Annotated in this window: 18 protein-coding genes; 9 read left to right on the top strand and 9 right to left on the bottom strand. The window is 57.5% G+C overall.

Annotation, left to right across the window (positions count from 1 at the left end; translation table 11 throughout):
- Window positions 1–9: 9 nt before the first annotated feature.
- From RISK_RS15635 to RISK_RS15625, 3 genes are all read right to left on the bottom strand, one after another.
- On the bottom strand, window positions 10–936 hold the full coding sequence (locus RISK_RS15635; protein ID WP_047815227.1) for an SMP-30/gluconolactonase/LRE family protein: 927 nt from the start codon (window positions 934–936) through the stop codon (window positions 10–12).
- 311 nt (window positions 937–1,247) lie between these two features.
- Window positions 1,248–2,558, bottom strand: coding sequence for a glycosyltransferase family 4 protein (locus RISK_RS15630; protein WP_047815226.1), 1,311 nt, complete (start codon window positions 2,556–2,558; stop codon window positions 1,248–1,250).
- Window positions 2,555–3,037, bottom strand: coding sequence for a hypothetical protein (locus RISK_RS15625; protein ID WP_047815225.1), 483 nt, complete (start codon window positions 3,035–3,037; stop codon window positions 2,555–2,557). The genes RISK_RS15630 and RISK_RS15625 overlap by 4 nt, the downstream gene beginning before the upstream one ends.
- Before the next feature lie 271 nt (window positions 3,038–3,308).
- On the opposite strand from RISK_RS15625, the gene RISK_RS15620 reads away from it, so the two are divergent.
- From RISK_RS15620 to recG, 7 genes are all read left to right on the top strand, one after another.
- Window positions 3,309–4,211 (top strand): hypothetical protein, encoded by a 903-nt coding sequence (locus RISK_RS15620; RefSeq protein ID WP_047815224.1) that lies wholly within the window; start codon window positions 3,309–3,311, stop codon window positions 4,209–4,211.
- Complete coding sequence (locus RISK_RS15615; protein WP_047815223.1) at window positions 4,208–5,617, top strand: COG3014 family protein; 1,410 nt, start codon at window positions 4,208–4,210, stop codon at window positions 5,615–5,617. Before RISK_RS15620 ends, RISK_RS15615 begins: the two co-directional genes overlap by 4 nt.
- Before the next feature lie 206 nt (window positions 5,618–5,823).
- Complete coding sequence (serS, locus tag RISK_RS15610) at window positions 5,824–7,110, top strand: serine--tRNA ligase (RefSeq protein ID WP_047815222.1); 1,287 nt, start codon at window positions 5,824–5,826, stop codon at window positions 7,108–7,110.
- Between the two features lies 1 nt (window position 7,111).
- The gene (locus RISK_RS33595) at window positions 7,112–7,276 is read left to right on the top strand and encodes a DUF2256 domain-containing protein (protein ID WP_083434998.1); all 165 of its coding nucleotides are present in this window, start codon (window positions 7,112–7,114) and stop codon (window positions 7,274–7,276) included.
- A gap of 107 nt (window positions 7,277–7,383) precedes the next feature.
- Entirely contained in the window at window positions 7,384–7,653 is a 270-nt protein-coding gene (locus tag RISK_RS15605) for a hypothetical protein (RefSeq protein ID WP_047815221.1), read from the top strand.
- A 69-nt stretch (window positions 7,654–7,722) separates the two neighbouring features.
- Window positions 7,723–8,532 (top strand): TatD family hydrolase, encoded by an 810-nt coding sequence (locus tag RISK_RS15600; protein WP_047815220.1) that lies wholly within the window; start codon window positions 7,723–7,725, stop codon window positions 8,530–8,532.
- Between the two features lie 9 nt (window positions 8,533–8,541).
- Entirely contained in the window at window positions 8,542–10,737 is a 2,196-nt protein-coding gene (gene recG, locus RISK_RS15595) for an ATP-dependent DNA helicase RecG (protein WP_047815276.1), read from the top strand.
- Between the two features lie 40 nt (window positions 10,738–10,777).
- Here the strand turns inward: recG and RISK_RS15590 are convergent, their stop codons facing one another.
- Together RISK_RS15590 and RISK_RS15585 are read right to left on the bottom strand one after the other, a co-directional pair.
- Window positions 10,778–12,883: an FAD-dependent oxidoreductase gene (locus RISK_RS15590; RefSeq protein ID WP_047815275.1), complete on the bottom strand. Its 2,106-nt coding sequence runs from the start codon at window positions 12,881–12,883 to the stop codon at window positions 10,778–10,780.
- A 105-nt stretch (window positions 12,884–12,988) separates the two neighbouring features.
- Window positions 12,989–14,461, bottom strand: a complete 1,473-nt coding sequence (locus RISK_RS15585) for a sulfatase-like hydrolase/transferase (RefSeq protein ID WP_236696354.1) — start codon at window positions 14,459–14,461, stop codon at window positions 12,989–12,991.
- Between the two features lie 321 nt (window positions 14,462–14,782).
- Here RISK_RS15585 and RISK_RS15580 point away from each other — a divergent pair, with 321 nt between their 5' ends.
- Window positions 14,783–16,180: a sulfatase gene (locus tag RISK_RS15580; protein WP_236696353.1), complete on the top strand. Its 1,398-nt coding sequence runs from the start codon at window positions 14,783–14,785 to the stop codon at window positions 16,178–16,180.
- 137 nt (window positions 16,181–16,317) lie between these two features.
- Window positions 16,318–17,385 (top strand): transporter, encoded by a 1,068-nt coding sequence (locus tag RISK_RS15575; RefSeq protein WP_047815218.1) that lies wholly within the window; start codon window positions 16,318–16,320, stop codon window positions 17,383–17,385.
- 23 nt (window positions 17,386–17,408) lie between these two features.
- Here RISK_RS15575 and RISK_RS15570 read toward each other — a convergent pair whose 3' ends face one another.
- The 4 genes from RISK_RS15570 to RISK_RS15550 form a co-directional block, all read right to left on the bottom strand.
- Window positions 17,409–18,164 carry a class I SAM-dependent methyltransferase gene (locus RISK_RS15570; protein ID WP_047815217.1) on the bottom strand — a complete coding sequence of 252 codons (756 nt, stop codon included), beginning with the start codon at window positions 18,162–18,164 and terminating at the stop codon, window positions 17,409–17,411.
- Window positions 18,161–19,417 (bottom strand): DUF3419 family protein, encoded by a 1,257-nt coding sequence (locus RISK_RS15565; protein ID WP_047815216.1) that lies wholly within the window; start codon window positions 19,415–19,417, stop codon window positions 18,161–18,163. Before RISK_RS15565 ends, RISK_RS15570 begins: the two co-directional genes overlap by 4 nt.
- A 48-nt stretch (window positions 19,418–19,465) precedes the next feature.
- The gene (locus RISK_RS15560; protein WP_047815215.1) at window positions 19,466–20,362 is read right to left on the bottom strand and encodes a UDP-2,3-diacylglucosamine diphosphatase; all 897 of its coding nucleotides are present in this window, start codon (window positions 20,360–20,362) and stop codon (window positions 19,466–19,468) included.
- Between the two features lie 325 nt (window positions 20,363–20,687).
- Window positions 20,688–22,331 carry an alginate export family protein gene (locus tag RISK_RS15550; protein WP_047815213.1) on the bottom strand — a complete coding sequence of 548 codons (1,644 nt, stop codon included), beginning with the start codon at window positions 22,329–22,331 and terminating at the stop codon, window positions 20,688–20,690.
- Between the last annotated feature and the right edge of the window lie 432 nt (window positions 22,332–22,763).

The following is a 22,763-nucleotide window of genomic DNA, read 5'->3' as shown; positions in this document are numbered from 1 at the left end:
CCTGCAAAATCAATTTGCGGGAAACTCGCGGAATCCCTCGATCGGCATTTCGACCGAGTACAGCGATTTTCTCGCGGTGACGTACATGGTTTTGAATTCCGGACCGCCAAACGTCACGTTCGCAGGGATCTCAGGAAACGCAACGATCCCACGTGCTTCACCCTTGGGCGAGAAAATCTGGATTCCCAAATGAGTCGTGAGGTAAAGGTTTCCCTCCACGTCGATGGCCATCCCGTCACCACCGCGAGCGGTTTCGCCCTCGACCTGCTTCACGGTGCAGAGAACTCGCGAGGAACCAATTTTGCCAGGTCCCAGAACGTCGTAGGCCAGCATCTCGGCTTGCATCGATGGGATCACGTAAAGCGTTTTGCCGTCGGGCGACAATCCAATCCCGTTGGGGGCGTTGATGTCGCCGGTCAAACGAGTGACCTGCGGATCGGTCTCAAAATTCGCGACGTAGTAAACACAGCGTTCGGTTTGCGGCCAAGGTTCCGGAGCCCGGTACTGCGGGTCGGTGAAATAAAGTCCGCCGTGGTGGTCGACGACCAAGTCGTTGCAGGCGTTGAAGCGTTTGCCAGCAAAGGAATCCGCCAGCACGATGCGGTGGGGAGAGTCGCCAGACAGATCGTGCATCACCACGGCACCGTCCATTTCGCAGGCCAACAACTGGGTGCTCGACAGCGGCCACAAACCGTTGGCGTGATTGGATTGATCGGTTAGCAGTGACAGTTCGCCGGTCTTGGAAAGACGATGAATGGCGGTGTTGGGGATGTCCGTGAAATACAGCGTCCCGTCGTCCGACGCGGCGGGACCTTCGGTGAACTGGAAACCGGTGTGGACTTGTTGGATCGGACCGGTGGGCTGGATCGTTTGGCCAGCCGCCGAGGAATAGAGGCTAACGATCGAGGCAAACAACAAAGCAAAACGCGAATTCATGGAGGCGCCATCGGGGTGGGACGAGGTGGGGTGGCAACGCCGCCATTGTAGATCAACCCGAGATGGGAAAGCGAAGCCGAGTACCATCTTGCAGTTCGGTACTCGCAAGCTGTAAATCGGCGCGGCCCTCGCCGAGATCACCACTCCCAAACCGGTCGCCCGGTGGTCCCCCACCGAGACGAGCACTGCTTTCGGCATGGACTTTCTCGCGCATTCGCCCTCACCGAAATTCGATCGATCGGCTGAGGTGGTGCTCACGGTGGGGACCACCGTGAGCCAGGTTCTGCTGCAGCAGCTTCAGCGAGTCCGGACTAACCTCGCTGGCAGGTGCGCCGCATCCGATCCGCGGCGGCTTCGATGTGATGACGCTGGTGGACGGATTGGCGTCCGGTTTCGCCCAACCCCGTTCGTCGGTCGGGATCGTTCTTCAGTCCGATCAAATCGCTGACCAACGCGTCCGTGTCTTCGGGATGGAACAACAAACCGCCGCCCGTCGAACGAACCACTTCCGTGAACGCACCATGATCGGGCTGGACGACGGGAACACCGCAGGCCATCGCTTCCAACAAAAACAATCCCTTGGGATCTTCGTAAGGTGCCGGGACGCTGAGCACATCCATTTGCCGCAGCAGATTGATTTTCGTTGGTTGATCGGGGCTGTCGTGCACCACAAATCGATCTGACAGGCCAGCCGCGGCGACGCGAGATTGCAATTCCTCGAGGTAGGCACGGTTGTGTTCCCCCAGCCATCCGGCCGCGTGCAACGTGACGTTGGCGTGCTCGGGCATCGCGCCGATTCGAAGGAAGGCATCGACCAGGTGGTGCAGACCTTTTTCCGGTGCTAGGCGTGCCAGGTATCCGATGCGGAATTCGTCTTCCAGTTTGCTGGGTGCCTCGGCGAGGCGGTCACTTGATTCAGGGCGGTCAAACGGTGCCAGGTCAATCGACAGCGGGTGCACGTCAAAACGCTCGGGCGGGATGCCCAGCAACGCTCCCATTTTGTCGCGATAGAACTCGCTGTGCGAAACAAACACGTCGACCTGTTCGGCCAGTTCCGAGCACAACACGATGGCTTGGGCTCGCGCGTCATGGGGCAAGTGATCCAGGAAGATGTCGTCGCCTTGCAGAGTCACGACCAAACGCGTGTCAGGCAACCGCCGGCGGATTGTTGGGATCGCACCTCCGATCAACAGGTTGCTGAAGATGATCGCGTCGGGCTGGATGTCTTTGACCAACCAATCCACCAACCGACTGACTTCTTCGAACTGCCTTCCATGTTCGCCTCGCAGCATCGACAGCGTCAGGGCGCCCAGTTTAGCGGGGTCCGTTTTGACTGCTCTGCGAGTCAGCATGCGGATCAGGCCGGGGTGATCCATCCATGACCGAGTCCAACGCGGCAACCACCGCAGCCAAGGCATTTGCTGCAACAGATAGACATGGATGCCACCAAAGAAAACTTGTTGGGACGCGATGGTGGCTTCGTCGGTCCGGATCGGCGTGTAGACCGGTTGAAGAAGAACGTCGTCTCCGCCAGCACGCATCGCTTTGGCGATCGCGTTGTCATGCATGCAACTGCCACAGTACATCCCTGCGGCACCGGCGGTTAAGAAGACGATTTTCAATCGACTGACTCAAAGTCTTCGAAGTCGTCCAAGTCGTCGTCCAGTCCCTCTTCGCTGTCATCTCCAGCGGTGTTCAGGCCGAACTCGGCACTGATCTCGTCGTCGATTTCGATTTCGTAGTCGTCCTCAAGCTCTTCTTCGAAGTCGTCATCAAAATCATCGTCGAAATCGTCTTCATCGATGTCGTCAAATTCATCAACGTCGTCATCGATGTCGTCGAGGTCATCGCCGACGCCGGGGGCGTCATCAGCGTCCGCGCTATCATCCTGGTCATCGGAATCGTCTTCTTCTTCCGCCATGGTGGGGCTGACGCTTGGAATCGCGATCGTCGGGTTCTTCCCCGAAGCGGGTGCCAAACCTGGATTCACCGAGGTGCCAGGCAAAAGGGTGCCGGGCAGGAGAAGCGGATCGGTTGCGTCGAGTCCCAAATTCACGGGAGCAACAGGATCAGCAACGGGGGCGGTCAGGGTGGCAGGCATGAACAGATTGTGAATGCGGGTGTGGGGGATGGAAGTTTGAGAAACTGGGGGATTCTCGCAGTCCGCAACGGTTTGGTGAACCGTGGGGGTTTCAAGGATTCCATCGAGGATCGGGTCGACGTGGGGTCGATCATTTTGCTAACTGGCACAGCATTCACAAGCCGACAAGCCGGAATTGTTTTCGGAAATTCGCTGACAGAACACTTTCTGAATCAGGTTTTCCGGTCAATGACGTTGATTCGGCCCACTCAATACCGGGTGAACAACCGCGATGAATCGCATTTTTCAAGACGAATCGGCAGAAAACTCTTTGGATCCCAATTTGCGAACTTCTGCAGGTGAACTTCTTTCGCGGCGGAAAATTTTAGCGGCAGCCATGCTGCGGATGACCGCGGGAGTGGCCATTGTGGGGGCGGGAACCACGGGATGTGCCTCGCGGCGGTACGGACATTTGCTCGCCAGCGACGAGAAAGACATGGTTGGCAGCCACGAAGCAGGGGCCGCGACCTGGAATCCGCTGGTCGATGAAGCCGTTGCGAAGATCTTGGGACGTTGCCCACCACCCAACGAAGCGGTCGTCTTCCCGGGACAATTTGCCGCCAATGGAACCCCGGCCCAGATGGCCAGCCACTCGTCTGGGGCCATGGAAACGATGGTGGATCCCGCCACGGGTGAGACCATCATCGGATCTCAGGTCGCGGTTCCAAACGCCGGTCCATTGGTGCAGGGGCCGGCCAAAGTTTGTTTCATTGGAATCGAAAATAAAAGCGCCGAGGAATTGGTCGACTTCAAGGACCAGCTCTACGAACGCATCGATTCGCAAATCAACTCCGGAAGCTCGTTCCGAAGCATCAGCCGCCGAATGGTCGATGCGGCGTTGGTGGAGACTCGTCTGCGTCCCGATTCGTTGTTCCTGCCACAGAACCGAAGCGCGTTCGCCGCAGCTTTGGGACGGCAGGGAGCTCCGGTCGACTACCTGCTGTACGCGACCATCACGTCGGGAACGACCGATCGCAACAAGTCGACTCAACGGGATTACTTGCTGACGTTGGAAATGGTCAATTTGCAATCGGGGGACTACATCAAAGAGTCGTCCAAGATCCGCAAGGGCTATCACAACACGCGAGCGGGCAAGTGGTGGAACTTTGGCTTATTCGATCAAGCCGACGGATGATCTCAGCGAACGACTTTCGAGCGTTCCTGTTGTTCGCTGCGTTGTTGCCGACAACGCTGGCGGGTTGCGCTACAAAACTCGCGCACATCGACACGGCTCGCAATGCGTTCGCCGCTGGCGATCCAGACACCGCTCGGGAAGCGTTGTCAAAGGTCGCCCAGGGACGCGGGCGATTTGCCACGCCGGCCAAGTTGGATTTGGCGATGGTCGATCTGGCGGTCGGCGATGCAACGTCCGCCGAGAAAACGCTGCGTGAACTACGGGATGAGTTTGACTCGTCATTGAAGGTCGCTCCGCTGCACGAAGCGGCGGCGATGGTGACCGACGACACCGCTCGGAAGTTCCGTCCGGCGGGCTACGAGCAGGTCATGATCCGCACGATGTTGGCGATGTGTTCTCTGGTTCGCGATGGCGATGACGCGGAAAGTTACATCAATCAAGCCGCGATGTTGCAAACGAAATTGCAACAGGAACATGACGAACGACGCAGCAGTGTGTTCGGTGAGGCCGTCGCGGACACGCTGACCGCGAATCCGCACCAAGAGTTGGCGTTGGCGCCGTATCTGCGAGGTGTGTTGCGGGAAGAGAACCTGCATGATCTTGATGACGCTCGTCGCAACTACCGATTGGTCAGTGCGATTCGTCCAAGTTTTCTGCCGGCTGCCGATGACTTGAAACGCGCGACCGAAGGCATGCACAGCCAACCAGGACACGGTGCGTTGTATGTGTTTGCGTTGGTCGGGCGCGGCCCGGTGTTGGAGGCGGTTGACGCCCCGGCAACGACCGCGGCGATGACCGTCGCCAACGCATTGATGCTGAACCAAGACAACAAGGAAGACGACGTCGCCACATTGCCCAAGATCACCTCGGTCAAAGTCCCCCGTGTTGTGATTCCGCCCAGCGATGTTGCTTCGGTGACAGTGGCCAGCTACATCCCGACGGGGCCGGACACGTTGCCTCTGTATGAACTGCACGGTGCAACTCAACCGTTGACGGATGTGGCCGGGATGGTGCAGCAACAGGTCGATGCGGAAATGCCGTGGACCATCGCTCGCGGCATCATTCGGCAGGGAGGCAAGGAACTGGCGGTCGCCTCCGCTCGCAAAAACCTTGGTTTGACCGGACCGGCCGGAACCATGTTCCAGTTCGCGACCTCGACCGCTTGGACGGCGACAGAAACCGCCGACACCCGGTGCTGGGGTTTGCTGCCGCGAGAGATTCAGGTTCTGCGAGCCGAATTGCCGGCGGGGGATCACACGGTCGAATTTGCACCGGTTCGCTACGACGGCCAACCGATTGCCTCGCCCAGCCAAGTGGCACTGCGAATCCACAACGCGAAGAACACGTACGTGTTGGTCGTCGCCCCGACCCAGCAGATCTACGTCGTGACCGCCACGAATCGATGAGCTGATGGACGTGGATCGCTTCGCTGATCTCACGTCTCGGCCTGCTTCGCTGGTCAACATGGGATCGGCAGAGCAATCCACGACAATTTCGGTCGTGGCACTCAGCCCCCTGAACTCGACAATTTCCTGGGCTGCGACGATCGGGGTTCTTTCGCTAAGTTGTGGGGAAATAGAGTTGTCCATTTTCCCGCACCCCACTGACCACGATGCTCGATCGCAAATTCATCCTGCAAAACGCCCAGCTTGTCGCTGAAAATTCCGCCAAGCGAGGCGTTTCCGTCGACGTCGACGCGATCTGCCGTCTCGAAGCCGAGCGGATGGAAGCGCTGAAGCAAGCCGAGGAACTCAATCGGCAGGCCAACGAAGTCAGCAAGCAGATCAAATCTGCCAAAGACAATGACGAGCGTCAGGAGTTGATTTCCAAAGGTCGCAGCCTTCGCGAGCAAAAGGATGCCGCCGGTGCCCAGCAAGATCGCTTGGAAGCCGAGATCCTCGAGCTGCAAACCATCCTGCCGAACATGACTCACCCTGACGTGCCCGAGGGTGGCGAGCACGATGCGAACGAAATCGGCCGTGGCAAAACGCCGGTGCCGAAGTTGGATTTTCAACCGCTGGACCATTTGCAGCTGGGCGAAAAACACGACTTATTCGACTTCGAAGGCGGCGCCCGTGTTGCTGGTTCGGGGTTTTACTTCTTGCGAAATGCGGCCGTGCGTTTGGATTTGGCCCTGCAACAATTCGCGATTTCGCACTTGGCCGGCAAAGGCTTCACCCCCGTTTCAACGCCCGACCTGGCGCTGACCAGTGTTCTGCAAGGAACCGGGTTCAACCCGCGTGGCCCGGAAACGCAGATCTACAGCATCGAAAACACGGAACTGAATTTGGTCGCGACGGCGGAAATCCCCTTGGGCGGGATGCTCAGCGGACAAGTTCTCGCCAGCGAAGAATTGCCGCTTCGGTATTGCGGCTTGAGTCATTGCTTTCGAACCGAAGCCGGTGCGGCCGGACGAGCCAGCAAGGGACTGTACCGCGTTCACCAATTCACCAAAGTCGAAATGTTCGCGTTCACATCGCCCGATCAGAGCACGGCGATGCACGAAGAGATGCGTGAACTGGAATGCGAAATCTTTGACGCGTTGGAGGTGCCCTACCGAGTGATCGACACCGCAACCGGTGACTTGGGCGGCCCCGCGTATCGCAAGTATGACTTGGAAGCTTGGATGCCCGGACGTGGCGAATCAGGTGATTGGGGGGAAGTGACCAGTACCAGCAACTGCACCGATTATCAGGCTCGTCGTTTGAATGTTCGATCGAAAACAACCGGCCAGAAAGGGACGGACTTTGTCCACACTCTCAATGGCACCGCCATTGCGACCGGACGCGCGATGATCGCCATTCTGGAAAATCATCAACGTGCCGACGGGACGATCAATGTGCCCAAGACATTGCGGCCATGGGTTGGCTGCGATGTCTTGGAATGCGTGAGCGAGTGATGTGTCCGCCCATCGTGATGCCAAACGGAACCTGCCGACGAAGACCTGCCCGGTCTGCCGGAGGGAGTTCGCCTGGCGAAAAAAATGGGCTCGCGATTGGGAGCAGGTCCGGTATTGCAGCCAGGCTTGCCGGAAAAAGGCTTCCACGCTGGGAACCAATCCATGAGTTGTCGGGTACAATTGAATGGACACCCTGAACTGAAATGCGGGGTTGTTGCCGCGAACGGGTAACAACCCGTTCTCAAACCGTTTCTCCCTCGACAAACCTGCGCCATGAGCCAACGGACCGCTGACGAAATTCTGGATGCCTCGTACCTGGAAGTTCGAGCCAAAGTTTTGGAACTGGCGGCGGTGCTGGACCGACTGGACCGTGCTCCGGGAGGCAAGGATCCTTCACCGCGTCGCGATCAGCTCACGCATGCGATGGAAATGTTGCTCGCTGAGGATCCCGACCGAGCCGCCAAGGTTCAGCATTGGTTCTCCCGCCAGTACGACCCTGATTGGAAGACCAACCTCGGTGTGGGAACGCCGAGCTCGAAGTGAGCCCAACGGCCACTGACTGACATCGCTCCCTTGCCCTCCTAAAAACACTCCGACCCACTGACCAGCAACATGGACTTCATCGACCCGCACATTCACATGGTCAGCCGCGTGACGGACGACTATGAAACGCTCGCTCGGATGGGATGCGTTGCCGTCAGCGAACCGGCCTTTTGGGCTGGCTTTGACCGTGGCACGGTCGACGGTTTTCGCGATTACTTTGAACAATTGACCGCGGTGGAACCCAAACGTGCGGCTCAGTTTGGCATCCAGCATTACTGTTGGCTGTGCATCAACGCCAAAGAAGCCGAGAACGTTTCGCTGTCTCGCGAAGTCATCTCGATGATTCCCGAGTTCCTCGATCGCCCCGGTGTGCTGGGGATCGGCGAGATCGGACTGAACAAGAACACCAAGAACGAAGCGACGGTGTTCCTCGAACACATGGAGTTGGCGATCAAGTACGACCAGCCGATCTTGATCCACACGCCGCACTTGGAAGACAAGTACCAAGGCACGCGGATGATCTTGGACATGCTCTGTGACGATTCACGCATCAATCCAGATCGAGTGTTGGTCGACCACGTCGAAGAACACACCGTCAGCGAAGTGCTCGATCGAGGTTTCTGGGCCGGGATGACGCTTTATCCGGTCACCAAGTGCACGCCTGATCGCGCTGCCGATATGATTGAACGCCATGCGGGTGAGCGATTGTTGGCCAACTCGGCTGGCGATTGGGGCATCAGCAAACCGACCGCCGTGCCCGATTTGATTTACACGATGCGACGTCGCGGAATGGACGAAGCCTTGATTCGCAAGGTCGTGCATGACAACCCGGTCGAGTTCTTTTCGAAAAGCAAACAGTTTCACTACACGCCTCGGTGATTGAATTTCGTGAGCGAGCCAAGCAGCAGCGAATCCACGCTCACGCTGACCACACCGATTCAGTATTTGCCAGGCGTGGGCCCCGCGCGAGCAACCAAGCTTCGCAAGTTGGGACTGCGAATCGCTCGCGACATCCTGTTTCTGTTTCCACGGAATCACGCCTTCCCACCTCCGCCGACCCAAGTGGCGGATTTGTCGGAGGGCCAACCGGCGACCTTCATCGGGACGATCACCGACGCCGAGTTGGTTTCTCGCACGCCCGGCAAATCGATCTTCGCCGCGATTGTCGAAAATGATTCGGGCGCGGTTCGAATCGTGTTCTTCAATCAACCGTTTCGCGCCGAACAATTGACCTTTGAAACGAAAGTGCGAATCAGTGGCACGCCCAAGTTGGCGGGACTGCGGTGGGAGTTCACGCATCCTCAATACGAAGTCGTCCAGGAAGGCGAGCTGCCAGACGAGGATGCGCCGGGCGGATTGATCCTGCCCAATTACCCGCTGACTGAAGGCGTCAAGCAATCCGACCTGCGGCGTTTGGCTCGTCCGCTGGTCCAGGAACTGTCCGCTCAATTGACCGAGGTGTTGCCTGAACGGTTGCGATCCGATGCTGCCAAACGATTGAACGCAGCGGGGATGGAATTGCCCGACGTGCTGCCTGGTATTTCGGAGGCCTTGCGAGGCATCCACTTGCCGGAAAGCGAAGCGGACCTGTCTGCGGCCCAAACTCGGTTGGTGTTCCAAGAGTTGCTGGTGATGCAGTTGGCACTGGCGATGCGACGCCGGTCGCTGACCAGCGAACTGCGAGCACCCTCATTGGAGTGTTCTGCCACGGTTCGCAATCGAATTTTGCGGCGATTCCCGTTTGAACTGACCGGCGATCAACGCCGGGTGATGGACGTGATCGCAGCCGACATGGCACGCCAGTTTCCGATGAACCGATTGCTGCAAGGCGACGTCGGCAGCGGCAAAACCGTCGTCGCCATTTTCGCGATGCTGGTCGCCGTCGCGGGAGAACACCAAGCCACCTTGATGGCCCCGACGGAAGTGCTGGCGAGGCAGCACCACGCGACGCTTCAGCGGATGCTGGCGGACAGTCGCGTGCGGATCGGTTTGCTGTGCGGATCACTCGGTGCGGCCGAGCGACGTGACACGGTCGAGAAAATCCGGACCGGTGAATTGGACATCGTGATCGGCACGCAAGCCTTGCTGTATGGTGTCGAGTTCCATCGACTGGGGCTGTGCGTGATCGATGAACAGCACAAATTTGGTGTCAAACAACGCGTGACGCTTCGCGATGGCGGCGTTGACCCGCACTATCTGGTGATGTCTGCCACGCCGATCCCACGCAGCGTCGCGATGACGCAGTTTGGCGATGTGGACCTGAGCACGCTGCGAGAGAAACCGGCCGGTCGTGGTGCTGTGCACACGTACTTGGCCGGTGACAGCTGGCGTGAGCGCTGGTGGTCATTCGTCAGAGAACGCGTGGCAGAAGGACGGCAAGCCTTTGTGGTGGCCCCGCGAGTGGGACCAGAAGTCGAATCGGCGGACGAAGAGTTGTCGGAAGTCATCGATGCGACGGAACCGCCTGCGGAAGACATCACGTCGGTGCACTCAACCTATGAACAACTTCGCACGGGCCCGCTGAAAGGTTTGCGCGTCGGGTTGCTGCATGGCCGCATGCCCTCGGATGAAAAGCAACGTGTGATGGAGCTGTTCGCAGAAGGTGAGCTGGATGTGTTGGTCAGCACCACCGTGATCGAAGTTGGGATCGATGTTCCCAATGCAACCGTGATGGCGATCTTGGGTGGCAATCGATTTGGGCTGGCTCAGTTGCACCAGCTTCGCGGGCGGGTCAGTCGCGGCACTCATGCGGGGCACGTTTGCGTGTTTGTCGATGGTGACAAACCACCGCAAGAAGACGAACGATTGAAAGTCTTTGAGCAAACACTCGATGGGTTCGAATTGGCTGAAGCGGACTTTCGCTTGCGGGGCCCCGGAGACGTGTTGGGCCAACGTCAAAGCGGCGACGCTCGATTGAGAATCGCGGACTTGCACCGCGATGTCGAGATTCTGCAAGTCGCTCGCGAGATGGCGCAGGACTGGATCGACCAAGACCCCGAAATGGAATCGGAAGGCCTGGAAGATCTCAAATCCCAAGTGCTCCGCCGCTACGGCAATCACCTCGACCTCAGCGACGGTGCCTGAACCGAGACCGGTGCATCGAAATGCGTGGGATGCTGTTGCCTCAATCGCCGGCGTTTCCCAGCGGAACGAACTGCACCGCGTCAGCGATGACATAACCATCGGAATCGTCATTGCGGATTTCCACGATCGCATTCGCGCCGAACTCGAATTCACCCAGCTTGGCTCGCCCGCCAGACTTCGCATCGCGTTGGTTCACGCGAACCTCGTGTTGCTGACCGGCGGCGTCTGTGATCTTCACCAACGTGTTGCTGGCTCGGTTGGAATGCACCGGCCACAGCAAGTTCACCAGGTAGCGTCCCGGTTGTTTCAACGGAGCCCGATAGATCACGACGCAATCGCCCTTGCTGGCGTCACTGTCGTGCAAGTAGTCGATCCCAACTCGATTGCCAGTCGAACTGCTGGGGATCCAACTGCCTGCCGTTTTCGCTTGTGAGTTGTCGACAACAATCCCGTCGAGGGACTTCGGATCGATTCCCGGCTTGGGCTTGGGACCGACGTAAGCCAGAACTTGTTTGTCTTCCACCAAACGCTTTGCCAATCGTTCGTAGTCAACCTTCTGAACCGCGACTTGGTCGTCGATCGCCATGGCGGCTGCGGTTGCGGAAGTTTGACCGAGCACCATGAACACGGGCTCCATCCGGATTGATCCGAACGCAATGTGCGAAGCGGACAAACAAACCGGCACCAACAAGTTGGAGACCTCGCGTTGCTTGGGAACCAACGATCGGTAGCTGATGCCGTACGGTGGGAAACCGCCGACCTGCACGTCTCCTTCATTCCGCACGTGACCGCTTTCATCGACGTAGCGTTGTTGATGGTGCGAATCCATCGTGTAGGCCGCCAATCCGATCGGGTCTTCGATCGGCAGACCTTGGCAATTTTTCTGCGTCATCACGTACTCGCCGACCATTCGCCGGGCCTCGCGAATGTAGAGTTGCTTTTGCCAGCCATTGCCCTCTTGAAACTCGTCCTTGCACATCCCCCACCGAGCGACTTGTTTGCGCACGTTTTCGGGCATGCGGGGGTGATTGGCCAGAGTCCACATCAACCCTTGTTGATACAGTCGATGCTCGGCAACAATTTTTTCGCGTTCTTCGTAGCTGGCTTCGGGGTAGTCGTAATTCTGGCCGATGAAGTCCGTCGAGAATCCCAATCGGTTGTTGGTGTCCGTCTTGCGATTGGGCATGCCAGAATTGATCCACGGAGCCGTGTTTTCGCCGGCCTCGTAGTTGCGAAGCAACAGCTCGTACCAAAGCGGTTGATAACCATCGGGCTTGTGAAACGGGATGCGATTCTGCGGATGATCGGTCAAGCACATCCGAAAACAGTACGCTTGCACGCGATGATCTGCGGCACCTTCTTCTCCGGGCCCATTGGGATCGATGTGCGGGAGCAATCCGCTGCTCGGGTCTCCGGGAACGACGTAGGGATCAATGCCTTTTCGCAGTTGGTGGTAAATCCCCATCTTGGTCTGCACACCGTTGAGCGTTTCGCCGTATTGCTCGTTGGCTTCCCGGCCAATCGTGTAGCTCACCCCGGCGGCGGCCAACAGATCGCCTTCGTAGGTCGCGTCAATGAACATCCGCGCCCGGTAGGTTTCACCCGACTCCATCCGAATCGCAATGATCCGGGCCGGCAAACTGCGGGTCGTCATCACCGAGGACCGATCCAACCGTTTGCCGTAGTCGACCCGGAGGCCGTCTCGCTCAATCCAATCTTGATAGACCGCCAACGCGACACTGGGTTCAAACGTCCACATCGCGGATTCACCCGCTGCGGTTCTGGATTGGCCACCGCCTCGGTACTCCTCCTCACGCTGCCAATTCCAAGCGGAGGGATCCTCGTAGTGGGCCGCAATGTCTTCGTAAAATTCGCGAGCGATCCCACCGATGGCGGCTTTGTTGCCAATGTCGGTTTGCCCCAGACCACCCGTTGTGAGTCCACCGACGCGTTGGCTTGGTTCAATCACGATCACCGATTTGCCCATTCGGTGTGCTTGCACCGCGGCAGCGATTCCAGCGGACGTTCCGCCATAGACCACCAAGTCCACGGGTTCCGGATCCACAGCGCTTGCGGGCATCGACCAACCGACCAGTAACAACAGCATCACTGCCACAGCAAGGTTCTGTCTTGGTGTCAAACTCATGTAAATCTCCATCAAAGGCGGGGCATCGGGGAAGGTGCAAGGCACGGCATTCACGAACGAAATTCGATCAACGGTGCGTGCTGAATCGGAATCGGGTTCCGATTGTCATGGGTTGCGATTCAAAGAAGTGGATTCTGGTTCTGGGCGAGGTTCCCATGTGTCATAGTGTTTGGCGGATTGCCCCGACCAAAAGGGCGATGATCCCCACAACGGAACCGTCGTCAACATCGATTCCCAGGCCCCCAATTCGCGAAACAGTTCGCGGAAACGGGTTGGTTCTTGGGTCGACAAGTCGTTGCTTTCCGAGACGTCGGTGGCAACCTCAAACAACTCGGCGGGTCGATGCGAGGGACGCAGCAATTTGTCGGTGCCATCCAAAATCGCGGTTTGCCCCTGCAGTCGCCAGTACAAACGACGCTTGGGCGGTTCGCTGCCGTCAACCAAATGTGCGGTCATGTCGATGCCGTCATGCGTTCCGGCCAAGCGATTCATTCGTTTTCGATTCGACGCGTCCTCGTGCGACATGGGAGCGGACAACGCCAGCGGCTGAGCCCCCGCAGCGGAACAAAACGTCGGCAGCAAATCCAATGAACTGATCACGCCGTCATAGCGTGTGCCGGCAGGAAACTTGGCCGGCCAAGTCCAGATCATCGGAACGCGAATGCCGCCTTCTCGCATCGATCCTTTCACACCACGAAGCGGCCCATTCCAACTGGCGTTGGTGGTTGCGCCACCGTTGTCGGAAAGGAAAACCAGCAACGTGTTCTCCCACTGCCCGGTTGCTTCCAAGTGCTTGCGAATTCGCCCCACACCGCGGTCGAGGGCGAACATCATCGCGGCGTAGGTTCGGCGTTTTTGATTCTTGATGTTCGCAAAGCGTGCCAAGTCCGCTTCCGTGGCGTGCATCGGTGTGTGAGGTGCGTTGTAGGAGAAGAAAACGAACCAAGGCTGGTCCGGCTCCGCTGCTTCCTGCTGGTCAATGAATCGCAACCCTTCATCGGTGAAGAAGTCCGTCAGGTACTCGCTGGAAAAATCCTCCACCCGCTGACCGTTCCGTTCGATGACGTGATTCATCGTCGCTGGGAAGTAGTGATGACCGCCGGTGAGCATGCCACAGAAATGGTCGAAGCCGCGGCGATTGGGATGATGCATTTCCCCCATCCCCAAGTGCCACTTCCCGATCAATGCGGTCGCGTAACCGGACGCCCCGAGGTGATCACCGAGCGTTTTTTCGCTGGCAGGCAACCCCAGCAACTCCGGCCGAGTCGCATAGTTTGCATCGGAGGCATTCAAATTGCCTTCATAGCCAAACCGTCGTGGGTCACGACCGGTCAACAGGCCCGCTCGCGAGGGCGAACACACGGCGCTGGCCACGTAAGCTTGCGAACACAACACCCCGGACTCAGCGAGCCGATCCAGGTTCGGAGTTTGCAGAGTTTGGCTGCCCATGCAACCCATGTCACCGTATCCCATGTCGTCCGCCAAAATCACAATGAGGTTGGGCCGGGTCGCTTCCGCGGCAACCGAGGCACCTCCCACCAAGATGACTAGCAACAAGCAAACGAGACGAGGAATCACAGCGAAAATCGACACTGGCATCATTCAGGCAGGGCGGGCGGGATTCGGAAGGCATGAAGGCGGGGCAAGACACAGTGTATTTGACACGGGTGCAGGTACCCAAGATGCTAGCGACTCCAGCGACGAAGAACGTGAAAAACATCCATCCCCACCCGCCGTCGCTCCACAAGTGTTCACACTCAGTTCAGCCCCCCTGCATTCCCACCGCAATTCGAATTCCCACCGCGTTTGGACGCATCTTCCCCACTCACTCATTCAACCAAAATGCCAAAGCCAACCTTTTTCATGAGGGCTGCTGCAGCCCTTTTCTGCTGCGTCTTCTTGGCACCTTCATTCGCCGCAGCGGAAACTCCCGACCAGCCAAACATCCTGTTCATTTTGGCCGACGATCTGGCTTGGTCCGACCTGGGTTGCTACGGGCATCCCTGGCACGACACGCCGCACCTGGACGAACTGGCGTCCGAAGGTGCCCGCTTCACAGAAGCCTACGCGTCCGCCCCGATCTGCTCCGCATCCCGCGCATCAATCTTGACCGGCAAGACGCCTGCACGTTTGCACTTTGAGTTCGTCACCAAGGACGCTGCGGGCCAACAGAAGATCGACTTCCCGACGCCGTTGTCAGCACCTCCGCTGACGTTGAACCTGCCGCTTGAAGAGCGAACGATCGCCGAGTGTTTGAACGACGAAGGTTACCAAACGGCGTTCTTCGGCAAGTGGCATGTCAGTTCGCACCATGAGCGCTACCTCGGTTGGAGTCCCACGCACGGGCCCAAGAAGCAAGGCTTCGAGGTGGCGGAGGAAGACTACGGGGCGCACCCATACAACTGGAAACGCTCGCCCGTCGAAACGATCACCGAGGTAGGCAGCTTTGCCTCCGATTCGATGGTCGACCGAGTCGGTGCCTTCCTTCGAAAGAAACACGATCGCCCGTACTTCGCAATGGCGTCCTCGTTCTACGTCCACACACCCGTCCGCACGCCTTGCCAATGGCTGCGAAAGAAGTACGACGCTCGGGTGCCTTCGAATTCGAAGAAGCGCAAGAACCGAATCGAGTACGCTGCCTTCGTGGAGACGTTTGATCACCATGTCGGGCAGATCCTCGATTCACTCGAGGCATCCGGCGAAGCCGATCGGACCATTGTGGTTTTCTATTCCGACAACGGGGGGCATCCGGAGTACACCGCCAACGCGCCGCTACGTGGCTCCAAATGGAACTTGTACGAGGGTGGCATCCGCGTGCCGATGATCGTTCGTTGGCCCGGCGTCGTCCAAGCAGAAACAGAAATCGAACGTCCGGTCATCGGGGTCGACTTGCTGCCCACAATGGTTGATTGGGCAGGCGGCGATCTACCGAAGTGTGACGGTGAAAGCGTCGCTGGCTGGATGAATGCCAATCCTCAATCAGCCGAGCAAGAACGCTCGTTGATTTGGCACTTCCCGTATTACCATCCGGAGAAAGGGTTTGCCAAAGCCCCCGACAACATCGGCATCGATGACTTTGCGACCAGCCGGACTCGCCCTCAGTCCGCCATCCGTCGCGGCCAGTACAAGCTGCTGCAATTCGCCGAAGACAATCGCGTTGAGCTTTACGATCTTGCGAGCGACATCGGTGAACAGAAGGACCTATCCGCTCAGCGATCCGATCTTGCCGCCAAATTGCAACATGAATTGCAACAAACACTCACACGGCAGGATGCTCGACAACCAACGGTGAGATGATTCCTTGACCGTTGCCACTGGCCTTTCGTGGCGATGTCAAACCTTGCGGGCATTGCAGGTTCTGGGTGCGGAGAAAATTGAACAGTGGGCGAGTCCCGATTATCCCGATTGATCCGAGTATCCCCAACACTTCCAGGATGCTCGATATGCGATTGTGTTTCACAGCGACAACTGTTTTTCTCGCGCTGTATTCGACCGTGGTTCACGCCGATCACCCCAGCCGGAAATCTCTGGCCGACAAGCATGCCCCGGCCGGCATCATGGGCGATCACTTGCACGACAAGGGCGAGTGGATGGTCGAGTACAAGTACATGGTCATGTCCATGGAAGACAATCGCATCGGTGAAACCACCATCAGCGACCAAGATGCGATCGGGCCGGCGGGACCTCCCGGTGGCATTGTGGTCGATGGTATCCAAACCAACGGCGGGGCCACACCGACTCAGATGACCATGGAAATGCACATGGCCCACATCATGTACGGGGCGTCGGATGACATCACGCTGTACACGATGTTGATGATGCCCGCGCTGACCATGGATCACATTCGCGGGGACGGAAACCCGGCAGGTCGCGGTGGCGAATTCACGACTCACAACAGTGGCTTCGGCGACACCTCCCTCGGTGCCTTGCTGCGGCTCTACAGCACCGACTCCCAAGACCTGCTCTTCAACCTCGGATGCTCGGTTCCGACCGGTGACATCTATCGCGAATCAACCGCACCGACCAACGGCATGATGTCGCAACCACTGCCTTACCCCATGCGGCTCGGCAGCGGTACCTTCAACGCTCGTCCCGGCGTGACGTGGAAGTACTTTCGCGATTGGTGGAGCGGTGGTGTCCAGTTCCAAACCGATTTGCCGATCGGCCGCAACTATCGCGGGTACAGCGTCAGCGACGAGTTCCGTTTGAATTCCTGGACCAGCGTTCTGTTGACCGACAATTGGTCCGTTTCCCTCCGCGGCGAACACCTCTGGCGAACGGATTACGACGGATCCGATCCCACGGCCGACAATCTGGTGATCTCCACCAACGTGGAGGAGTTCCGTGGCGGTTACTGGTACAACCTCGGCATCGGCACCCAGGTGATGGCTCGCGGTCACTACTTCAACTTCGAGTTCGTCCCCACCATCGCTCAAGACCTGGATGGGATCCAATTGGAAACCGATTACTCGGTCATCGCCAGCTGGTCCAAGGCCTGGTGAGCAGACGCTAACCAAGTCGCTCCTCATTCGGCCGGCTTCCGGCCGAGGAACAAGTAATACGGTGCCTTCAGCAGCGGCATGTAGGGAACGCTTCCCAGTCGCTCGTCGCAACGTTCCATTTCAAATTGCCGGTTCAACATGGCCAGATGGTCGCTGGACAAGGAAACATTGTCCGACGCAAACCAGAGCGACCAAAACGTCCGCCGCAACCAACCATGTTGGCGACTCGTCGAAGCAGCATGCTTTCGCGAAACGTGAAAGTCGGTCACCGCAATCCGACCACCGGGTTTGAGAATCCGCCGGGCGATCAAGATCGACTCGAACCAGTCCGGAATCATCGTCAGCGAATACGAAAACGTGACGACGTCCACGCTGTTTTCCGGCAGCTCGAATTTGGTTGCGTCAGCGTGATGCAGCGTCACGTTGTTCAGCCCGCGTTCCTCCACTCGTTCGGCCGCGACCTTCAGCAGTGATGGCGACAGGTCCACCAAGTGGATTTTCGACAGAGACTTGGACTGTTCTTCGGCGGAAAACAGATTGTGTCCCGTCCCGGCACCGAAATCGACCCACACGCCCTCGGCGGGGAAGTCCACCCAAGACATCAATTCCGATCGTCCGTGCAAGAGTCGGGCGCGAAACGAATCGTAGTGAGATGCTTGGCCTTCATAGAAACTCTCCAGTCGTTCACCGTGTGTTGCGCCGCGAACGGGACGAAACAACAGATGCCAAAGCACCTTGAGATCATCGAAACGCGACTTCGTTTGTGTGATCTCACTCATGCAGCCACTCCAGTTGCCCCGACTGCTTCCGTTGTGACTGCTGTGTCATCGGACAGTCGACCAAACAGATCGGCAATGTAGAAACTGCCATAGGTGTGAACACGGTCCCGAGCATGCAACGAGGTCGCCAACTCGTCGTGATAGTGAAGCAGATCACCCAACTGAACGGCGCTGCCTTCATGTTGCAACATCAAAGGGTTGACGAAATCGACCGCCAGTGCGGCGCTCCGCCATAGCACTCGCGCGTCGGACGTGGCGCGGTTCAGAATGCTTTGCCACTCCGACACCAACAATTCGGGATGACGGTCGTACAGCCAATCCATGTGATCGAGCAACACAAAGCGAGAAATCGGTTGATCGTGCCCGGTCAAGAACCCCTCGACCGTGTTGGTGTGCGTGTGAACGCGATCCACCAAACCGCCCTTCAGTCGTTCGAAGTTTTGTTCCTTGAGGTATTCCGGGCAACAATCGGGTGTGTAACTGCCCGTCAAGTAAACCCGCCAAAAGTAGTTGTCACGCAGCGGCAACGTTTTGAAAACGGCTTCGATTCGGTCCTGGATAAAGCCACCAATCCCGCCAGGATAACATCGGTCCAATTGGTTGCGTTGGCTGCGTGGCACACCCAGCATTGCAAGCGTGGTGTCACGTCGCAGAGCCCAGCGAAGTGGTTTGCTCCACAGCAACCCGTTGATATCCCGCTGTTGATAGACCTCGCGTTGACGATCGACGGATTCCGCCTGCAGCAATTCGCCGATCGCTTCTTTCAATCCCGCCGGACGCTTCAAATAGCCATTGACCAACCAAGCGAACAATCCCGAGGTGCCGCGAAAGTAAAAGCTTTTCCGGCGAGAGGTTCCATCAAAGAAGTCCAGACGTCGGTCCCAAATCCCACGTGCTTCCGCGGTCAGCGAACTGCGAATGTGATTGTGATAGAGCGACTGCCAATCGGCATGAAATCCGCGTCCAAAGACATCAAAGAAGTCATCGTAGTTCAGTGTGCGAATGGCGGCACACTTCAGTTCCAGCAATGCGTTCTGAAGTGGGTTCATATCCACCGCGTGCACCGAACGGGGTGACTGCAACGCATAGTCCAAAGCATTGCAACCGGCGGACGTGATCACCAGCACCGAATCATCGGCCCCCAGCGAAAGTGCTTGACGATCAATGCGAGGGTCCTCCCAGCACGTGTTGTAGACAAGGTTCTTTTGGTGAACGACCTTGAAACACTTGTTGCCAAGCCAATTTGCGACCATGCGAAGTTGTCTTTCAATCAGAGTTGGAGTTTGGTTGTGTGTCACGCATCACGCCGCGTAAACACGGGATGCCGTTCCGGCGCTCGCCGCAACGAGTTCTCGTTCGTCCAGGCTGGTTGCCTTTTTCACTGGGATTTCTTGGCGAAGGGGCCCGCGTTGAGAGGGAAGGCGAAGAAACAGGTCTTCGTCATAGCGGCGGACCAAATGCAATTGACCATCGTGACGCTCCACCAACCCGGTGCAGTTCTCGATCCAGTCACCGGTGTTGCAGTACCACATCGAATCGCCGGTCACGATGTCGGGCGTGTGGATGTGTCCGCAGATCACTCCGTCGCAATCCTGTTCTTTGGCGTGGTGCAGAAGTTTGTTTTCGAAGCCACTCACAAAGCGAATCCAACGTTTGACGCGGTCCTTTAAAACCGCACACTGACCGTGAGGATTGCAATCTCGGTGCTGCCAAATTTTGTGATACCAACGGTTCAAACTCAAACAAACGTCGTACAAAGCGGTCGACCCCTTGGACAACCACTGAGCGTTGAGTTCAACACAGTCAAAGAGGTCGCCGTGCGTGATCAAGAACTTCCATCCAGCACTCGTTTCCAACACAAATTCATTTGCGACTTCAAACCGGGGCAAGGTGGCCAAACAACCCGCTCGAAACGCTGGGTTTCGCAGAAAGGCATCGTGATTGCCAGCGACGTAGCGAATCGCAGTTCCCTGTTGTGCGAGTCGGATCAGATGGGCAATGATTTCATCGCATGCATTCGACCAATGCCAACCCGTGTTGATCTTCCACCCGTCGATGAAGTCACCAACCAAGTAGAGTGAGTCGGGTTGAAACTCACGCAGGAACGCGAGGAACTCTTCGGCTCGCGAGTGCTTCGATCCCAGGTGCACGTCGCTCACCAAGAGGGTCCGAACCGGCGTGGGGGCGGGCCGCTGCATACCAACTTCCTTGGCTTGGAAGGAATGGAAACGGCCGCCTCCTGGTCAAAAGAAATTCATCCTTGACCCCGGGAGTGCAATCCAATGCTGAACGACCATCGCTTTGAACTTGAATTCGAGCGAAGGGTACCAATCCAGTGTGACGTTCTCGTTAACGGCTGATGCGGGTTGCAAAAATCTTCCTGAACCGCACCGTCACGTCGGTTTGAAAGGTCATCGAGCCCATGCTCGTGTCGCAACCGAGAGAACCGCACAGGCAAAAAAAATCGCTCGATGTGAGACACATCGAGCGATCAAGTCGTAGTTCGGCTTTGAGAGACGCGGCTTAGAATCGCGTCTGATACTGGAAGTAGAAGAAGTCGGCGTCCAAGTTTTGAACCCCGGCCGTCGTGCTGTAGTACTTGCCTGAATTGAAGTGTGAGTACCCGATCAAGGCGCTGTTGCGTGGGTTCAATGCGACTTGGAACAACACATCAATCTCGTGTCCGAGTTCACGATCGCCCGCTGCGTTCCCTGGATTCGACGGGTTCATCACCACGTTGAACGGCGTGGTTTTCTCGTCCAACATGAAGTAGTGATACCACAGAATCAACTTGACCTTCTCACCAAAGAAGGGCGTGATGAACTGAGCGTTGATGTCGTGGATGTTACGACGACCAAACAAGTCCATGAATCCCAAGTACTTGTGAGCCAGTGGGAACATGTGATCGAAACCATCGCCACCGCGAAGATCGTCGTCACCGCCCGAAGCGTAGTCGTACCACATCCAGAACGTTGGCTTCCAATCGCTCGTCATCGCGACCTGACGCCCCAGACCTCCGGTGAAGAAACCGGCGCTGTGGTCCGTTCCATCACTGTTGGTCCCGAACTGCGTGCCGCCTTCGTACTCGTACAGCCAATTGGAACCCGTCTTGCCCACGATGCGACTGCCAATTGTGTGGTAGTCAAAATCGCCCGCGTCATCGTTGAAACCAAGGTAGTAGTTTTCCCACTGCCCCAACCAAGTGTCTTTCCGTGTCATGTAGACGCCAAAGAAATCCACGTCAGTGTTGGTAGCGTCCCAACGATCATCGTAGGCGGCGGTCCGTCGGACAGGATTCGTGTAGAACGCCTCCAAAGAACCATCTTGATTGGCGTAGGTCGCACGCACACCGTCAAACGTGCGACGGGTGTTGGCCCAATCCAATGGTGAGATCAATCGCTGAGCTCCCATCAACAACTCTTGACGTCCCCCGCGGACCGACAAGTTGTCCGTCAGCTGAGCTTCGAGGAACAGGTTCTGGGCTTCCCCGCGGTTCTCTTCGATTGGACGGCTGGCGAAGGTCTCGCCACCGGAATCAGCGTACAAGTACTCCCCGTAGAACCGGACGTTCTCGGAAAGATGCCAGTTGGCGAACATGCGATAGCGAGTCAGCCAAAAGTTGTCGTCGTTGCCGGTGATCCCCAAGCCGCGGTGGTTGTTTTCGCTGTGGTAGCGAACCCGTGCTTCCCCACCCACGTCCAACGTTCCGTCCAACAATCCTTTCAGTGAATCGCCAAAGAAAGAAGGACCGTCGTAGCAAGGATCGTCCAGGTAGCTGAAGTCGTTGGCGTAGAAGACGCCTTGGTAGGCACCTTTCATTTTCGCCATCGCAGCTTCTTTCTTTTTCTTCGTGCAGCATCCATTTGCACAGCAAGTGCAGGGCGCTGAGTAGGAAAGGTCAGCGTCCGAGTAGGCAGACGAGTCCAAAACCGGTTCCGCGATCGACGACTGCGATTCCACAATCGAAGAAGCTGCGGGCGATTCGTTCGGAGCGGTTGGGGACGGACCGGGATCCGTGAGCGCCCCCGAACCCTGTTGAAAGACCAGGACTTCCACCTGCTCGAGACCGGAAGTGTCTTGCGCATGAAGGGGAGTCGTAAGGGCCGCGGTTGAGAACGCGATCGCGATCGCACCCACAAGACGGCGTTTCCAGTGGCGTTGGGACATTGAGTTGTATCTCCATCATGGAGTTGATTGAAAGTTCGGATCATCCGGATCGTGCACTGGATCGTCCTCGATTCTTCCGCCTGGAGAAAAAGGAACGGCAATGAATTCAGAGATGATTCGGAACCAACATCCGGGCCTGCAGAACGATCCTTTTTGGCTATCGGCGCATTCAAAGTGACGCTGCATCCACAAAGCCCGGGTGGCTCAAGATGCACCCTCGTCGGACATGCTCAATCGGCGCAACGCTCAAACTCCCAGATGTCGAGCGTCCGACCAGCGCTGCCGACGCCTCGTCGAGGACGACCGAATCCTGATGCTTTCAAAGGGTTCAATAATCGACATTCTCCGAGTTGTCATGCGACTCTCAGGCAGGTGTCGACAGCACCCCCACATCGACTGCCCAATCAAGAGGCACACCACCCGTTGGGGTGC

Source organism: Rhodopirellula islandica, from assembly GCF_001027925.1.
GTDB lineage: Bacteria > Planctomycetota > Planctomycetia > Pirellulales > Pirellulaceae > Rhodopirellula > Rhodopirellula islandica.
The sequence above is the reverse complement of the archived record's forward strand: the minus strand, read 5'-3'. Positions and strand labels throughout refer to the sequence as shown.

Coding starts and splice junctions, on each gene's coding strand:
- RISK_RS15620 (WP_047815224.1), top strand. CDS start 3,309: ATGAATCGCATTTTTCAAGACGAATCGGCAGAAAACTCTTTGGATCCC.
- RISK_RS15570 (WP_047815217.1), bottom strand. CDS start 18,164: ATGAGTGAGATCACACAAACGAAGTCGCGTTTCGATGATCTCAAGGTG.
- RISK_RS15615 (WP_047815223.1), top strand. CDS start 4,208: ATGATCTCAGCGAACGACTTTCGAGCGTTCCTGTTGTTCGCTGCGTTG.
- RISK_RS15600 (WP_047815220.1), top strand. CDS start 7,723: ATGGACTTCATCGACCCGCACATTCACATGGTCAGCCGCGTGACGGAC.
- RISK_RS15590 (WP_047815275.1), bottom strand. CDS start 12,883: ATGAGTTTGACACCAAGACAGAACCTTGCTGTGGCAGTGATGCTGTTG.
- RISK_RS15560 (WP_047815215.1), bottom strand. CDS start 20,362: ATGCAGCGGCCCGCCCCCACGCCGGTTCGGACCCTCTTGGTGAGCGAC.
- serS (WP_047815222.1), top strand. CDS start 5,824: ATGCTCGATCGCAAATTCATCCTGCAAAACGCCCAGCTTGTCGCTGAA.
- RISK_RS15550 (WP_047815213.1), bottom strand. CDS start 22,331: ATGTCCCAACGCCACTGGAAACGCCGTCTTGTGGGTGCGATCGCGATC.
- RISK_RS15625 (WP_047815225.1), bottom strand. CDS start 3,037: ATGCCTGCCACCCTGACCGCCCCCGTTGCTGATCCTGTTGCTCCCGTG.
- RISK_RS15605 (WP_047815221.1), top strand. CDS start 7,384: ATGAGCCAACGGACCGCTGACGAAATTCTGGATGCCTCGTACCTGGAA.
- RISK_RS15575 (WP_047815218.1), top strand. CDS start 16,318: ATGCTCGATATGCGATTGTGTTTCACAGCGACAACTGTTTTTCTCGCG.
- RISK_RS15635 (WP_047815227.1), bottom strand. CDS start 936: ATGAATTCGCGTTTTGCTTTGTTGTTTGCCTCGATCGTTAGCCTCTAT.
- RISK_RS15565 (WP_047815216.1), bottom strand. CDS start 19,417: ATGGTCGCAAATTGGCTTGGCAACAAGTGTTTCAAGGTCGTTCACCAA.